This window comes from Leuconostoc miyukkimchii (genome assembly GCF_019656055.1).
GTDB lineage: Bacteria > Bacillota > Bacilli > Lactobacillales > Lactobacillaceae > Leuconostoc > Leuconostoc miyukkimchii.
In genome coordinates this window covers 26399-43193 of record NZ_BPKY01000007.1, presented here as the reverse complement: position 1 = coordinate 43193, position 16795 = coordinate 26399, and the positions used below count along the sequence as shown (strand labels likewise).

The window sequence follows — 16795 nt, the reverse complement described above, 5'->3', positions numbered from 1 at the left end:
GTAACAATGTTGAAAGAGGGAAAATATGGCATTTTTAGAACTTCAAAATATTAAAAAATCTTACTATCTTGGTAAAGAAGAGTTTCCGGTTCTAAAGGGTATAGATTTGTCTTTTGAAAAAGGCGAATTTGTTTCTATTCTTGGGGAATCTGGTGGTGGAAAATCGACTTTAATGAACATTATTGGTGGTTTAGATCGTAATTTTGATGGCACAGTTGAAATTAATGGGGATAAACTTGATCATAAGCAAGAAAAAAAGCTTGATGTGTATCGCCGTGAGACAATTGGCTATATTTTTCAAAGTTTCAATTTAATTAACTATCAAACTAATTTAGAAAACGTTGAAACTAGTTTGAATATGACAACTCTGTCTTCTGCTGAACGTAAAGAACGTGCCAAGGCTTTATTGAATAAGGTTGGCCTATCGGAACATATGAGCAAATTCCCTTCACAGTTATCGGGTGGTCAAAAGCAACGTGTCGCAATTGCTCGTGCCTTGGCTGCTGACCCAGATATTATGATTGCAGATGAGCCAACAGGGGCTCTTGATTCAGCAAACACTGTTGAAGTGCTTGATTTGTTAAAGCAAATAGCAGAAGAAGGCAAGTTAGTCATTGTAGTCACGCATTCACAAGCTGTGGCAGAGTACGGTACACGTATTTTACACATGGCTGATGGAAAAATTGATGAGGAAAAATTTTTAAAAGATAAGTTTTTAGTACCATCAGGTACAAAACGTCTGACTTCTCGTCCATTGAAAGCAGCATCAATTTGGGATATGGCGTTTGACCATTTGAAGTACAAAAAGTTGCAAAACTTTTTAATCATATTGGGATCGGCAATTGGCGTTTTCTCTGTCATACTCTTTTTAGGACTGGGAAATGGTATTAAGGGGTATATTGCTAATCAGGTAGATTCACTTGTGAATCCTAATTACCAATCGGTTCTGCGTAACACGACTAAAGATAAAGATGCTAGTGCAGCAGAACGCATGCAGGCGACAAGACAAGCCATGGCAGCAGATTATTCATCAACAACGATGGATAAATCTATGTTGAATCGCTTAGGCCGAGTTAAAGGTGTGGATGCAGTTCACCCAGGTGGCACGTTTAATAACGCAATATTTACCTATGGGAACGAAAAATCACAGCCAGTACAACTACAATCATGGACGCCACAATTTTCTGAAAAAACGATTAAAGCAGGACGTCAAGCAAAAGATGGTGAAGTTTTGATTGACCGTAATTATGCTAAAAAGATTCAAAAAAATTATAAAGCATTAATCGGGAAGAATATTTCATTTACTTATATGGCATTTGATTCAGAAAACAAGCCAGTCATTATTTCAACTTCAGCTAAAATCGCCGGTATAACTGATGGCGGACAGTCAGGTGCAATGTTTATTCAAAAATGGTCAACAATACAAAATGACCTGAAGAAAAATAATGCGGTAACAGATGCCAATTATGTGTCTGTTGAAATTAAAGATACAAAGGCAGTTAAATCAACAATTGCTCGTATTAACAAGCTGCAGAGTAATGGCACACAAAGTTTTGCTAGTATATCGATGAACGACATTTTAAGTACGATTAACACGATTACTAGTTTAGCTTCATATGTATTGGCAGCGATAGCTGGTATCTCATTACTTGTTTCGGCTATTATGATTATTGTTACCACATATATGTCAGTTTCTGAACGTACACGTGAAATAGGTGTCCTACGTGCTTTAGGTGCGCGTGCTAAAGATATTCGTGGATTATTTACAAATGAAGCGCTACTGATTGGTATAATTTCAGCAATTTTAGGCATCGTAATGGCTTATGTTGGTCAGATTGGAATGAACACTGCATTAAATGGTTTGATTCATTTTGATATCGTACAAGTATCTGTTGGAAATGTGATTTTTGCTGTTATCATTTCTTTGTTAATTGCACTAATTGCTAGCTTTGTACCTTCACGTCGAGCAGCCAAACTTAATACAATCGATGCTTTGGCGGCAGATTAAGTATCAAAATGTTAGAACTCATGTTATTTCACAGCAGTAAGTATCAAAAAACGCTTAAATGTGCGTTTTTTTTTGTTAGAAAATGCTAACTGGAGTATACTGGTTTGATATAATAATACGTGTTATTATGTTTGCTTTGCCCAGTAAGAAAGATTTGAAATTGATTATATTAAAGAGGAGCTAACAATGCAAATTTTAAAGGAACACGCTAAACCATATTTGCGAGATATTATTTTTTCGATTATTTCGGTTATGATAATGGCTGGGGCTTCTTTGTGGCAACCACGTCTATTGCAAAGCGTCATGAAAGCAATTATTGCTGATGACCAGAATAAGGTGCTGATGTATGGTGTACAGTTAATTATTTTGGCAATTATTGGTTTGATAGCCGGCGTCATTAACACGATTTTTGCGGCCAAGGTATCACAGGGTATTGCTGCTGATATACGTGCAAATGAGTATAACAAAATTCAGTCATTTTCATTTAGTAATGTTGAAAAATTTTCACCCGGTAACTTAGTGGTGCGCATGACAAATGATGTAAACCAAGTACAACAATTAGTGATGATGGTGTTGCAATCACTAACTAGGATACCCGTACTTTTTATTGGAGCCTTTATTTTGGCACTAATTACTATACCAAGGCTTTGGTGGATTGTAATTTTAATGGTTATATTAATCATGTTAGCTTCACAAATTGTATTTAAGCAGATGGGGAAATATTTTACACAAATTCAACAACTTATTGATAAAACAAATATGCTTGCTAAAGAAAATTTGCAAGGTGTCCGTGTTGTTAAATCTTTTAATCAAGAAGCAAATGAAACGCAACAATTTACTGATAATTCAGATAATTTAACACGAGTAACTACAACAATTGGTTATTTGTTTTCAACAATGATTCCGATGTTTATGTTAATATCTTATGTGGCCATTGGTGCAGCGGTACTTTTTGTCGGACGCGATGTGGTAGCACACCCTGATGATCTAGCAGCAATTACATCATTCATCTCATATTTGATGCAAATATTTTTTGCTATTATGATTGGTGGCATGATGTCCACCTTTGCATCACGTGGATTTGTGTCATTAGCACGTATTAAGGAAATATTTGATACGAAATCTGATTTAACTTATAATCCGGATGCACCAGAAACAGCTTTAACTGGTGATGTGTTATTTCAGAACGTATCATTTACTTATCCTGGAGATGATCAACCAGCATTAGAAGATATCTCGTTTCAAGTAAATTCAGGTGAAATGATTGGCATTGTTGGTGCTACCGGGTCTGGGAAATCCACGTTAGCACAACTTATCCCAAGATTATTTGATCCATCAAAGGGTGAGGTAAGGATAGGTGGTGTTAACTTAAAGGAAGTTCACGAGAAATCCTTACGTACAGCAGTATCTTTTGTTTTGCAGCGTGCAGTTTTATTTAGTGGGAAAATATCGGATAATTTACGTCAAGGAAAAGCAGATGCAACAGTTGCTGATTTTCAACGTGCCGCAGATATTGCTCAGGCATCTGAATTTATAAACCAATATGATGATGGTTTTGAGCATATTGTCGAAGAACGTTCATCGAATCTTTCTGGTGGTCAAAAGCAACGCCTATCAATTGCTCGTGGCGTCATTGGATCTCCTAAAATTTTAATTTTAGATGATGCAACATCTGCTTTGGATGCACGTTCTGAAAAGCTTGTACAAAATGCGTTAGATAAGGAACTTATTGGAACCACAACTTTTGTTATTGCTGAAAAAATTAGCTCGGTAATACACGCAGATCGTATTTTAGTTCTTGACAAAGGTAAGTTGGTCGGTGTGGGCACGCATACAGAATTGCTCGCAACTTCACCAGTCTATGCTGAAATTTACGAAACTCAAAAAGCGAAAGGTGGTAATTAAATATGGCTGACATCAAACGTGCAATTAAATATTTTGCAAGCTATTTAAAGCAATATTGGAAAAGTTTAATATTTATTGTGGTAATAACGATTGTTTCGACTTATTTTCAAGTTAAAGCACCGTCATATATGGGAAAAGCAATCACCGAGTTAGCAAACTATCTTGGACAGTATATGAATCCATTGACTCGCGCCACTGCTAGTAAAACACCGTTTTATCATGCGCTTGGGGCAATGATGGTATTTTTTATCTTGACCGTAGTGACGATGTTTATTTCAAGTTTTTTGTCTTCTCGTATTTCAGCACAAGCAACCGGCCGTATGCGCATTGGGCTGTTTGGCAAACTACAGAAAATGACAATCAAGTATTTTGATACGCATCAAGACGGTGAAATTTTATCACTGTTTACCTCGGATTTAGATAACATATTTAATGCAATGAATCAGGCAATTTTCCAATTACTATCTCAATTCGCATTATTTGTGGGTATTATTTGGATGATGTTTGACCAAAATACTAAATTGGCATGGGTAACCATGGCATCAACACCAGTAGCAATTCTTGTAGCAGGGGTTATTATTTCACAGGCACGTAAATTTATCGATGCACAACAAGACGCGACAGGCAGCATGAATGGTTACATTAATGAGCAAATTAATGGTGAAAAAATTATTATCACTCAGGGTTTGCAAGAAAATTCTATAGCTGGCTTTAGGCCTCACAATGAAGAAGTGAAGCAAGCCACATTTAAAGGACAAGTTTATTCAGGCATGTTATTTCCTTTGATGCAAGGATTGTCATTGCTAAACTTGGCAATTGTTATTTTCTTTGGCTCTTGGTTGGTAGTTTCTGAAGGCATGGACAAAGCAGTAGGATTGGGACTGATTGTTGTTTTTGTGAATTATTCGCAACAATATTATCAACCAATTACACAAATCACATCAATATATAACATGTTACAATTAGCAGTCACAGGTGCACGTCGCTTATCAGAAGTACATGAGCAAGATGAAGAAATTAATACGACCAATGGTCGTGAACTTAGCACATTGAAAACAGGTGTGACACTTGATAATGTTCATTTTGGTTATCAAAAAGATAAAGAAATTTTGCACGGTGTCACAATTGATGTTAAAAAAGGTCAGATGGTTGCATTGGTTGGTCCAACTGGTTCTGGAAAAACAACCATTATGAATTTGTTAAACAGATTTTATGATGTTAATGAGGGATCAGTTAAATTTGATGATGTAGATATACGTGATTTAGATTTAAAATCTTTGCGTAACCATGTTGGTATAGTGTTGCAAGATTCCGTTTTGTTTACTGGTACTGTGGCAGACAATATTAAATTTGGCAAACCAGAAGCAGTAGATAATGATATGATCAATGCGGCTAAACAAGCAAATATTCATGATTTTATTATGTCACTACCAGAAAAATATCAAACAAAGGTAGACGATGATAATTCTGTTTTTTCAACAGGACAAAAGCAGCTACTTTCTATCGCGCGAACAATTCTAACGAATCCGGCATTTTTAATTTTAGACGAAGCAACTTCAAACGTTGATACAGTGACTGAGGAACGTATTCAAGCGGCAATGGACAATGTTATTGCTGGCCGCACAAGTTTTGTCATTGCACATAGATTAAAAACGATTTTAGGTGCTGATAAAATTGTTGTCTTAAAGGATGGTCAAGTTATTGAACAAGGTTCGCATGCTGCATTGGTTGCAGAGGGTGGATTTTATTCAGAACTATATCATAATCAAATGGTATTTGATTAAGGTTAAATCTGCGTCATAAGTACGCAGATTTTTTTATGCGTACGCACTTTTTGTGTTGCGGAGCCGTTTTGAATTTATGGTATAATAGCAGTATTGCCATTATGAATTTTGATTGAACATTCATAATAAATTTGGAGGACACAATGAATATTGGTCTTTTTACGGATACGTATTTCCCGCAAGTTAGTGGGGTTGCTACTTCCATTAAAACGTTAAAAGAAGCACTAGAAGCACAAGGACACGAAGTATATATTTTCACATCAACTGATCCTAAAATTTCAAAAAATAAATTTGAATCTCATATCTATCGTTTTTCTAGTATGCCTTATGCTGGTTTTAGAGATAGACGTTTGGCGTTCCGTGGATTAATTAAGGCTGTTGAAATTGCTAAGTCACTACAACTTGACATTATTCACACACAAACTGAATTTTCTCTTGGATTGCTTGGCAAATTTGTGGCACGCCAACTTAAAATTCCGGTAATTCATACTTATCATACAATGTATGAAGATTATACACATTATGTTGCTAAAGGTTTGTTGATTGGACCAAAAGGTGTGGGAACATTAATGAAAGCATATATGCTGGGAATGTCTGGTGTTATTGCACCTTCACAGCTTGTTCAAGAAACATTAGTTCGCTATGGTATTAAAGCACCAATGCGGGTCATTCCAACAGGTGTCTCACTGCCAAAAAAAAGTGAAACTCATCAGAATCTACGCGAGAAATATAATTTTTTGCCTGATACACCTGTTATTTTATCGCTTGGGCGACTCGCCTTCGAGAAAAACATTGCGCTAACAATATCTGCATTTTCGGAGCTATTACAAACCGCCCCAGACGCAAGATTAGTAATAGCTGGCGATGGACCTGCTAGAAAATCATTAGAAGAGCAAGTCAGTGAGTTGGCATTAGAAGATCAGGTGATATTTGCAGGTATGGTAAATCACGAGGATATTACCGACTATTACAAGATGAGTAATGTCTTTGTTAGTTCATCAGATACTGAAACGCAGGGGCTGACCTTCATTGAAGCAATGGCTGCAAATAGACCGTTTGTTGCAATACATTCACCATATTTAGATAATTTAGTAGATAATGTTGCGATAGGAACTTTGGTGTCTGATTATGATGAGCTACTTGCAGGAATTGAAAAGTACTTGAGAAATGGTTTTTCTGAAGCTGATGCTGCAGTCCGTGCTGAAAAAATGAAAGATGTTGATGCAACAACATTTGCACATCGTGTACTGGATTTTTATGAGGCTGTATTAGCGGACTATCATGAAACGGACGCATCTGAAGATGAAAACCCCACAGATGACGAAGTGGGTTATATGAAGAGAATTTTGCGTAACCCATTTAGGAGAAATTAATTGAAAGTTTTACTCTATTTCGAAAATCAAAAATTAATTGCTAAGTCAGGTATTGGCCGCGCGTTAAAATTACAACAAAAAGCGTTATCATTTACTGATGTAGAAGTAACAACAGATGAAAAATGTCCAGATTATGACGTATTACACATTAATACGTATGGTATCAAGAGCAAACATATGGTTAGAATGGCTCATAAAAAGGGTAAGAAGGTCATTTATCATGGTCATTCAACCTACGAGGATTTTAGAAATTCATTTACTGGGTCCAACGCAATAGCGCCATTGTTTAAGCGTTACTTAGTGTCACTATATCAAGAAGCAGACACCATAATTACACCTACACCTTATTCAAGAAAATTGTTACAAGGATATCATCTTAATCAACCAATAGTGTCAATATCAAATGGTATTCCATTAGAAAAATATGAGCAGAATAATGATAAGGTTCAAGCCTTTCGTGATTATTTTGGTTTATCGGAGCAACAAAAAGTTATTATGAGTGTTGGTCTATTTTTTGAACGAAAAGGAATTTTGGATTTTGTTGAATTAGCAAAAAGACATCCAGAATTTATTTTTATTTGGTTTGGATATACAGATTTAAGAATAGTACCTAAAAAAATTAGGCGCTTGGTTAAATATAATCAGGTTAGTAATTTAATTTTTCCAGGGTATATAACAGGGGATGTTATTCAAGGCGCCTATCAAGGCGCTGATTTGTTTTTGTATCCTTCTTATGAAGAAACAGAAGGTATTGTTGTTTTAGAGGCACTAGCCTCAAAACAAAAAGTATTAGTGAGAAATATCCCTGTATATCAGAAATGGTTGCAAAATGGTGTGAATAGTTATCAAGCAAATAATATTGATGAATTTGATACGAAAATGGTTCAGATTCTCAATAAAAAAATACCAGACTTGAGTGAACAGGGATACCAGCTTGCGGTGGCGCGTGATTTACCTGAAATAGGTAAACAACTTCAAACAGTTTATGAAGAAGTGCTAAGGGAGTAACACCACATTTAGGGGGAAATTATGTCAAAAACTGACAAAATATCAGCCACAATAGTAGTCGTATTGACTGCGGTTGTCGTTTATTTTTTAACAAATGAACTACGTGGAAAGGGAAATCAGTTAAAAATCACTCTGAAACATTTAGATTGGCGCTGGTTACTTTTAGGATTGTTGATGATGATTTTGTCAATTTTCCTAGAGGCTGCTGCAACTTATGTGATGTTAAATAAGTTAGATCGTAAGCGAACATCCGTATTGTCGTTATTACGTGTACCATTGTTAAATTTTTTAGGAACAGGACTAACACCTTTTGCCACTGGTGGGCAACCAGCACAATTGTTCGGCATGTCGCGAGCGGGTATTGAGTCAGGAAAAGCACTATCTGTCATATTGATGAAATTTTTAGTTTATCAAGTTGTTGTGGTTTTGTTTTTTATAATTGGTTATTTCTCAGCGGAACATTTTATATACGCACAAATAGACCCAACGTTTGCTAAGTTTATTCCATTTGCAATTGCAATTCATGCCTTTGTCATCTTAGGAATTGTTTTAGTTATGTTTTGGCCTGCAATGACACTGCGTTTAGTTCATATCGTTTTGCCTTGGACAAAAAAATTTATGTCCGCTGAGCGTCATCATAATCTTACAATAAAAATTGAACAAAAAATTGATAATTTTCATAAAGAATCACGGCGAGTTATTGGTAGCTGGTCATCGTTGGTTGGTGCGACGATATTTACGATTTTACAATTAGTCGTGTTTTATATGATTCCTTACTTCGTTATCCGTGCATTTGGTTACGTAAATGTGAATCCATGGTTAATTGTGACGATGAATATTATGATTGTTATGGTTATTTCATTATTTCCAATACCAGGTGGTGTTGGAGGTGCTGAATTGAGTTTCCAATTACTTTTTTCACCATTTGTTAAAAATCCAGCAACGTTGATCTTTGTTATTTTATTATGGCGCTTGATCACTTACTATTTTGGTTTATTTGCAGGTATCATTGCTTATATGATTCCTGCGCGAAAAACAAAAGGAGGTCAACATGGAACTTGATAAACAACAGCCTAGTGACTTAAAGCAAATTTTAAATCGTTTGCGTGCTATGATTGATTCAAATGATAATCAATTTCAAACACGTCGATTTGATGCTTTTGGTATTGAAGCACTGCGTGTAGAGTACGATCAACTAACTAAAATTTGGACAATCCATGAACACCGTGAAGTCCGTCAATTCCAATTTGATGATATTGACCTTGTTGCAATTGAAATTTATGATGTTTTACATGATTTTAAATTAATATTCTAAGTGTACAATATATACTGAATTGAACTGTGATGATATGATTAATTAAGACGTTTTATGTATAATATTTTTGTTATCACCAGTGAATGCCTATATTGATGAAGGAAAATAAAATGATGAATTTCTTAAAAAAAGTGCCAAGTCCTAAGTTTTTTTGGCGAAAGATTAAGCAAACGATGGACACATCAGCACCCTTGGTGTGGTTTTTTGTTTTAAATGTCGTTTTGGTTTGGTTTAAAACATATATTAATTATCATATGAATTTCAACTTGGGTGCTGAGGGAGCAACACAACAATTTTTGTTGTTCCTCAATCCAATTCCTACAGCAATTATATTTTTGAGTATTGCCTTGTACTTTAAAGGAGCTTTGAGTTATTGGATTGCTATTATATTTAATTTTATCCAATCATTTTGGTTATTTGCTAATATTTTATATTATCGTGAATTTTCTGATTTCCTCTCTATGGGTATTTTGAGTTCTGGTAGTTCAACAGGAAACAATTTAGGTAAATCAATTGCAGCTATTATTCATTGGTCTGATTATATGATTTTTGTTGATATTATCATTTTGATTGGGCTTGTTGTATTTAAGCAATTAACGATTGATAAAAAAGGTGTTCAGAAACGTTTTGCTATTTTAACGACGGTATTAGGCGTGGTACTCATGTTAATAGATTATGGCATTGCCTCAACAGATCGTACAGGATTACTTACCCGATCTTTTGATAATAACTATATCGTGAAGTATCTTGGCCTAAATGAATATGCAGTATTTAACGCAGTACAGACCTATAATCAAACAGAGAGTAGGAAACGTGCTAAGCCAGAAGACTTGAACAAGATTAAAAAATTTGTCTCAACACAAAAAATGCCTGATAATATTGAGTATTATGGAACACAAAAAGGCAAAAATGTTTTTATGATTCATCTAGAATCTTTCCAACAGTTCTTGATTGATTATAAAGTTGATGGTCGAGAAGTAACGCCGAATCTTAATAAATTCTATCATGATCAAAATACACTGAGTTTTGATAATTTTTATAATCAAGTCGGACAAGGGAAAACGTCTGATGCGGAAATGATGCAAGAAAATTCGCTATATGGTCTTTCTACAGGTTCTGCGATGGTCAAATATGGCACAAACAACACTTTTGAATCCTTACCAGCAATTTTGAATCAACGTGGTTATACAACTGCTGCCTTTCATGGCGATGTTGCAAGTTTTTGGAACCGAGATAACACATATAAATCTTTTGGTTATAATTACTTTTTTTCAAAAGCGTATTACGACAATGCCAATAATCCTCGTTTCAATGTTGGTTATGGTTTAAAAGATAAAATATTTTTGAAGGACAGTGCAAAATATATTGAACAATTACCACAGCCTTTTTATGCTAAATTATTGACTGTAACAAATCATTATCCATATGAACTTGATAAGGAAAATATTGATTTTCCAGCAACCACTACTGGTGATAAAACCGTGGATGGATATGTACAGACAGCACACTATCTGGACCAAGCATTTGCGGAATTGATTGATTACTTAAAGAAGTCAGGATTATATGATAATTCAGTATTTGTGCTATATGGGGATCATTATGGTATTTCTGAAAATCATCAGCCAGCTATTGCACAGCTACTTGGCAAAGAAAAAGTAACCAACTTTGACTTAGCTCAGTTTCAAAAAGTACCATTTATGATTCATGCTAATGGTTTGAAAGGTGGCGTAGATCACACATATGGTGGTGAGATTGATATGCTACCAACATTACTTGATGTTCTTGGTGTACCAGATGACAATATGACGATTTTTGGACAAGATATGTTGTCGCCAAAATACGAGGGTATCGTACCATTTCGTGATGGTGATTGGATAACACCAACTTATACGAAGTATAATAATCAGTTTTTCAATACGAAAACTGGTGAGCAAGTGACAATAAGTTCAGATGAAGTGCTAAAAAAGCAGGCGCCTGAGACACAAGCTTACGTCGACAAAGTATTAGAATATTCTGATTCTGTTATTACAGGCGATTTATTACGTTTTGATAAATCACGATCCGACTTTCATAAGGTTAACAAAAAAGAATTTGATTATAAAAAAAGTGCTGGACTAGAACAACTCAAGGAAGCGCAAAAAACGAATCCTTCCAGTGTACTGGCAAAAAATAAAGGTCAGTCAACATTAAACTTGTATAAAACTGATGCGCCAGAGTTAAGTGATTCATCAGACACAAACAATCAAAAAAATGAGACAACTTCATCGTCAAAATAAAACGAACAAACAATAGAACGTTTGTTCGTTTTATTGTATAATGAATTAAAGTAGAGTAAGGAAGAAAATATGCGTGAAAATATTACGAATCATGACTTTGAAGTGGTTTCAAAATATCAGCCAACTGGTGATCAGCCTCAAGCGATTAGCCAACTAGTAAACGGTATTAACGCTGGTGTAGAGGAGCAGATACTTCTTGGCGCAACAGGGACTGGAAAGACATTCACAATTTCTAATGTTATTAAAACAGTTAAAAAGCCAACGTTAGTATTAAGCCATAATAAAACTTTAGCTGGACAAATATATAGTGAATTAAAAGAGTTTTTTCCAAATAATGCAGTTGAATACTTTGTGTCTTATTATGACTACTATCAACCAGAAGCCTATGTTCCAAGCTCTGATACCTTCATTGAAAAGGATTCAGCAGTTAACGATGAAATTGATCAACTACGAAACTCTGCAACAAGTTCTCTTTTGTCGAGACGAGATGTGATCGTTGTGGCGTCTGTTAGTTCAATTTTTGGGTTGGGTGATCCGCATCAATACCAGGAACATGTTATTAATTTGCGTGTGGGTAATGAATATGGCCGAGATCAGTTGATGAGAGATTTAATTAACGTACAATTTACACGCAATGATATTGACTTTCACCGAGGCACGTTTCGGGTGCGTGGAGATGTGATAGAAATTTTCCCTGCATCTGAGGACGAATTAGCATTGCGTGTCGAATTTTTTGGTGATGAAATTGATCGTATTCGTGATATTAATTCACTTACAGGGGAAGCTTTAGCAGAACGGGAATTTGTTTCAATATATCCTGCAAAACATTTTATGACAGATGATGATCAAATGAGTACAGCACTAGCTGGTATTAAGCAGGAGATGACAGAACAGGTTACCAAATTTGAAGCAGAAGGCAAGTTGATTGAAGCGCAACGTATTAAACAAAGAACAGAATATGACCTAGCAATGCTAGAGGAAATGGGTTTTGTTGGTGGTATTGAAAACTATTCACGCTGGATGGACGGTCGAGAGCCTGGTGAACCACCATTCACATTGCTAGATTTTTTCCCAGATGATTTTTTGATTGTGGCTGATGAAAGCCACGTAACTATGCCTCAAGTTCGTGGTATGTTTAATGGTGACAAAGCACGTAAGGAAACATTGGTTAACTACGGTTTTCGTCTGCCATCTGCGTTAGACAATCGACCACTGAAGTTACCTGAGTTTGAAAAGCATGTGAATCAAATAATTTATATGTCAGCGACACCAGGTGATTACGAGCTCGAACGAGTGACCGACAATCATGTTGCACAACAAATTATACGACCAACCGGTCTTCTTGATCCAGAGATCGAAGTACGGCCAGTGATGGGGCAAATTGACGATTTGGTTGGCGAAATAAATATACGTTCCGAAAAAAATGAACGCGTGTTTATAACAACTTTAACAAAACGTATGGCAGAGGATTTAACTGATTATTTGAAAAATGTTGGCATTAAGGTAGCCTACTTACATGCTGATATTAAAACACTTGAACGTACGGAGATTATTCGAGATTTGCGGTTGGGTAAATATGATGTCCTAATTGGAATCAATTTGTTGCGTGAAGGAATTGATGTGCCTGAAGTCTCTTTAGTTGCGATATTAGATGCAGACAAAGAGGGATTCTTGCGTAATCCGCGTTCTTTAATTCAAACAATTGGTCGTGCGGCACGTAATTCAAACGGACATGTCATTATGTATGCTGATAAAATAACGAAATCTATGCAATCGGCAATGGATGAGACAGCACGTCGACGAGAAATCCAAATGCAATATAATGCTAAAAATAATATTACACCTACAACTATAAAAAAAGATATACGTGATTTAATCTCTGTTCGTACTGAATCAACTGATGGCAAGTTATCGGTTGATCTTACTCAGGTGGCCTTCAAGGATTTGCCTAAAGACGAGCAGCACAATATCATTGCTAACTTAGAAGGCCAAATGAAAGCTGCTGCAAAAGCTTTGGACTTCGAAGAAGCAGCACAATTACGTGATAGTGTTATGGAACTTAAGGCCACATTATGAACTAGTGCTTCGGATAGAAATACTTGAAAGAAACTAAGTTGTTATAATTGAATCAGTATTACAAATTAAAAGATAAGGAAATGCACTTTTAAGTAGTTCATCATTCATTATTAAAGTGAACAATTTAAGCGCTACATAAACTATATATGGCAAAAACTAATATCGAAATACGTGGTGCTCGTGCTCAAAATTTAAAAAATATAGATGTTGATATTCCTAAAGATAAATTAACAGTTGTCACTGGATTATCTGGATCAGGTAAATCTTCTCTAGCATTTGACACACTTTATGCTGAAGGTCAAAGACGTTATGTTGAAAGCCTTTCTTCATATGCACGTCAATTTTTAGGTCAAATGGATAAACCAGATGTTGATTCAATTGATGGTCTCTCACCAGCAATTTCCATTGATCAAAAAACAACATCTAATAATCCACGTTCAACAGTTGGCACAGTTACAGAAATCAATGATTATTTTAGATTACTTTATGCACGAATTGGTCGTCCAGATGATCCAAAAGATGGCACGAAAATTATGACAACGATTGATCAAATGGTTGAGTATGTTTTTCAACATTTAACAAGCGGTGTACGGCTTCTAATTTTTGCGCCAATCATTAAAGGAAAACGCGGATCTCATGAAACAGCTTTTGAAAATATGCGTAAACAAGGTTATATTCGTGCACGTGTTGATGGTGAAATTTTAGAAATTGATGCCAAAGATACAAATACAACTTTGAACAGAAATAAAGCTCATGACATAGATGTAATGATTGACCGTATTGTGTTACGTGATAATTCACGTTCCAGGTTGTTTGATTCAATAGAAGCAGCTGTTAGGTTGACGGGTGGTTTAGTACAGATAGATGTTTTAGCACGTGAGGGAGAAGATGAAATTGCACCCTTAAAATTTTCTGATCATTACTTAGGAGAATTGAAAGATTTTCGAGTTGGCCGACTAGAACCACGTCTTTTTAGTTTTAATGCGCCATTAGGTGCCTGCGAAATTTGCCAAGGATTAGGTGTTACACGAGAAAGTGATGTTGATTTAATTGTGCCGGATGTGACAAAAACGTTACGAGAAGGGGCGATAGCACCATGGAATCCAATCTCATCTAACTATTATCCAGAAATGTTACGTCAATTTTCAGAACAAAATGGCATTGACTTAGATACACCCTTTGAAAAGTTACCAAAATCACAACAAAGCTTAATTTTGCATGGATCTGGATCAAAAGATTTCCATTTTCATTATCAAAATGATTTTGGCGGTGTTCGTGACGTCGATATTCCTTTTGAAGGAGTAATTCGTAATGTTTCACGGCGTTTTAATGAGACTAACTCAGATTATACACGCGATCAAATGTCTAAATATCTAACTGAATTGACTTGTCAAGCATGTAAAGGCTATCGATTAAACGAAGCTGCTCTCTCCGTTAAAGTTAATGGTCGCCATATTGGACAAGTTTCTGAAATGGCAGTTGATAAAGAATTGGCTTTTTTTGACGATCTCACTTTAGGTCAACAGGACACAACCATTGCAACACCAATCCTAAAAGAAATAAAAGATAGATTAGGTTTTTTGAAGAGTGTTGGTTTACAGTATCTGACTTTATCGCGCTCGGCTCGTACACTTTCCGGTGGAGAGTCACAGAGAATTCGACTAGCAACACAAATTGGTTCTAATTTATCAGGTGTTTTGTATGTTTTGGACGAACCTTCAATTGGACTACATCAACGCGATAATGACATGTTACTTGAATCCATGCGACGTATGCGGGATTTAGGGAATACATTGGTAGTTGTCGAACATGATGAAGATACAATGTTGGCTGCAGATTATCTTATTGATGTTGGACCAGGTGCGGGAACATTAGGTGGCGAAATAGTCGCTACTGGGACACCATTGGCGGTTGCTGGCAATGAAAAATCCTTGACTGGTCAGTACCTATCCGGAAAGAAATTTATCCCAGTACCAAATAAGCGACGTAAAGGTAATGGAAATTACATTACTATTAAAGGTGCTAAAGAAAATAACCTTAAAAATGTTACAGCAAAGTTTCCTTTAGGTAAATTTGTAGCAGTTACTGGTGTATCGGGATCAGGTAAATCAACGCTTGTTAATCAAATTTTAAAACGTGCTCTAAAACAAAAGATTAATAATAATTCGGAAAAACCTGGTAAGTATAGCAACATTGAGGGCGTTGAAAATATTGAGCAGGTTGTTGATATTGATCAGTCACCAATAGGTAGAACACCGCGCTCTAACCCAGCTACTTACACAGGCGTGTTTGATGATATTCGTGATTTGTTTGCACAAACAAATGAAGCAAAAATGAGAGGCTACAGTAAAGGTCGCTTTTCATTTAACACAAAAGGTGGTCGTTGTGAAAATTGTCGTGGCGATGGCGTTATAAAGATCGAAATGAACTTTTTACCAGATGTATATGTTACGTGTGAAGTTTGTAATGGTACGCGTTATAATTCGGAAACGCTTGAAGTGAGCTACAAAGAACTCAATATTTCTCAGGTTCTAGGAATGTCGGCAGCTGAAGCGTTAGAATTTTTTGCGCCTATTCCTAAAATAGCACGTAAATTGCAAACAATTAATGATGTTGGGTTAGGATATATCAAACTAGGACAGTCTGCTACAACTTTATCTGGTGGTGAAGCTCAAAGAATGAAACTAGCATCTGAATTGCACAGACGTACTAATGGTAAAACAATGTATATATTGGATGAACCAACGACTGGACTACATGTGGACGATATTTCAAGATTGCTGATTGTCTTGCAGCGTTTAGTTGATGCAGGGAACACGGTTGTTGTCATTGAACATAATTTAGACGTCATTAAATCCGCTGACTGGCTGATTGATATGGGACCAGAAGGTGGTGAAGGCGGCGGTAAAGTTTTGGTAACAGGTACCCCTGAAAAAGTGATTAAAAATGAAACATCTTATACTGGTAAGTATTTAAAAGCAATCATCGAACGAGATTTAGAGCGTGCTGATAAGCTAAAATGAAAAATTGTAAACATCATTGTTCAATTT

At 35.9% G+C, this 16795-nt stretch carries 10 protein-coding genes; all 10 read left to right on the top strand.

From position 1 onward, the window contains the following. The first annotated feature begins 25 nt into the window (after positions 1–25). The 10 genes from K5Q13_RS07740 (at position 26) to uvrA (ending at position 16768) form a co-directional block, all read left to right on the top strand. On the top strand, positions 26–2008 hold the full coding sequence (locus tag K5Q13_RS07740; protein ID WP_220741120.1) for an ABC transporter ATP-binding protein/permease: 1983 nt from the start codon (positions 26–28) through the stop codon (positions 2006–2008). Between the two features lie 186 nt (positions 2009–2194). Then, positions 2195–3913, top strand: coding sequence for an ABC transporter ATP-binding protein (locus K5Q13_RS07735; protein ID WP_220741119.1), 1719 nt, complete (start codon positions 2195–2197; stop codon positions 3911–3913). Between the two features lie 2 nt (positions 3914–3915). After that, complete coding sequence (locus K5Q13_RS07730; RefSeq protein ID WP_220741118.1) at positions 3916–5697, top strand: ABC transporter ATP-binding protein; 1782 nt, start codon at positions 3916–3918, stop codon at positions 5695–5697. Positions 5698–5840: 143 nt separating this feature from the next. Next, complete coding sequence (locus K5Q13_RS07725) at positions 5841–7070, top strand: glycosyltransferase family 4 protein (RefSeq protein WP_220741117.1); 1230 nt, start codon at positions 5841–5843, stop codon at positions 7068–7070. Beyond that, positions 7071–8078, top strand: a complete 1008-nt coding sequence (locus K5Q13_RS07720; protein WP_220741116.1) for an LTA glycolipid anchor biosynthesis glycosyltransferase, IagA/BgsA family — start codon at positions 7071–7073, stop codon at positions 8076–8078. A gap of 21 nt (positions 8079–8099) precedes the next feature. Beyond that, on the top strand, positions 8100–9140 hold the full coding sequence (locus K5Q13_RS07715; RefSeq protein WP_220741115.1) for a lysylphosphatidylglycerol synthase transmembrane domain-containing protein: 1041 nt from the start codon (positions 8100–8102) through the stop codon (positions 9138–9140). Further along, complete coding sequence (locus K5Q13_RS07710) at positions 9130–9393, top strand: YkuJ family protein (RefSeq protein WP_220741114.1); 264 nt, start codon at positions 9130–9132, stop codon at positions 9391–9393. Before K5Q13_RS07715 ends, K5Q13_RS07710 begins: the two co-directional genes overlap by 11 nt. A gap of 110 nt (positions 9394–9503) precedes the next feature. Continuing rightward, the gene (locus tag K5Q13_RS07705; protein WP_220741113.1) at positions 9504–11669 is read left to right on the top strand and encodes an LTA synthase family protein; all 2166 of its coding nucleotides are present in this window, start codon (positions 9504–9506) and stop codon (positions 11667–11669) included. A 69-nt stretch (positions 11670–11738) separates the two neighbouring features. Then, positions 11739–13745, top strand: a complete 2007-nt coding sequence (gene uvrB, locus K5Q13_RS07700; RefSeq protein WP_220741112.1) for an excinuclease ABC subunit UvrB — start codon at positions 11739–11741, stop codon at positions 13743–13745. A 146-nt stretch (positions 13746–13891) separates the two neighbouring features. Then, a complete protein-coding gene (gene uvrA / locus K5Q13_RS07695; RefSeq protein ID WP_220741111.1) occupies positions 13892–16768 on the top strand; it encodes an excinuclease ABC subunit UvrA in 2877 nt (958 codons plus the stop codon). Positions 16769–16795 lie beyond the last annotated feature (27 nt).

Excerpts from the sequence above, each read along its gene's own strand:
- K5Q13_RS07740 (WP_220741120.1), top strand. The coding sequence starts at position 26 with ATGGCATTTTTAGAACTTCAAAATATTAAAAAATCTTACTATCTTGGT.
- K5Q13_RS07735 (WP_220741119.1), top strand. The coding sequence starts at position 2,195 with ATGCAAATTTTAAAGGAACACGCTAAACCATATTTGCGAGATATTATT.
- K5Q13_RS07730 (WP_220741118.1), top strand. The coding sequence starts at position 3,916 with ATGGCTGACATCAAACGTGCAATTAAATATTTTGCAAGCTATTTAAAG.
- K5Q13_RS07725 (WP_220741117.1), top strand. The coding sequence starts at position 5,841 with ATGAATATTGGTCTTTTTACGGATACGTATTTCCCGCAAGTTAGTGGG.
- K5Q13_RS07715 (WP_220741115.1), top strand. The coding sequence starts at position 8,100 with ATGTCAAAAACTGACAAAATATCAGCCACAATAGTAGTCGTATTGACT.
- K5Q13_RS07710 (WP_220741114.1), top strand. The coding sequence starts at position 9,130 with ATGGAACTTGATAAACAACAGCCTAGTGACTTAAAGCAAATTTTAAAT.
- K5Q13_RS07705 (WP_220741113.1), top strand. The coding sequence starts at position 9,504 with ATGATGAATTTCTTAAAAAAAGTGCCAAGTCCTAAGTTTTTTTGGCGA.
- uvrB (WP_220741112.1), top strand. The coding sequence starts at position 11,739 with ATGCGTGAAAATATTACGAATCATGACTTTGAAGTGGTTTCAAAATAT.
- uvrA (WP_220741111.1), top strand. The coding sequence starts at position 13,892 with ATGGCAAAAACTAATATCGAAATACGTGGTGCTCGTGCTCAAAATTTA.